We start from the raw sequence: 273 nt of genomic DNA, 5'->3' as shown, positions 1-273 counted from the left end.
TGGGATAGTGAGCTTCCTGCGAGTATGAACCCGTAGTCGGGAGTGGGCTGTGCGTCGAATAGGTATTCGGAGTGATTTCCTCCGTAGGATTTCTCCCAGAGGATGTCCTGGGCTTGGAGCGCATCGGTGCAGAGCATAGCGCATAGTCCGGCAACTGCCAGGCGTGCCGGGAAGGGTTTGATGAGGGTCATGTGTCTGTATTTGTTTAAGTTAAGTCCTGTTAATTTGTATTAAAACGCAAAGAAATAAATTTTTAGTATAGAAATATAACAA

The 273-nt window shown here is 46.5% G+C and carries 1 protein-coding gene; it reads right to left on the bottom strand.

All coding sequences use genetic code 11. The features are described from left to right. Positions 1-191 (bottom strand): hypothetical protein (locus FJA49_RS18530; protein WP_139997562.1); only part of this gene is annotated, 191 nt, incomplete at its 3' end. Between the last annotated feature and the right edge of the window lie 82 nt (positions 192-273).

The sequence above is a fragment of the Flavobacterium microcysteis genome (assembly GCF_006385255.1).
GTDB lineage: Bacteria > Bacteroidota > Bacteroidia > Flavobacteriales > Flavobacteriaceae > Flavobacterium > Flavobacterium microcysteis.
Note: the sequence above shows the minus strand (reverse complement) of the source record. Positions and strands in the feature narration are given on the sequence as shown.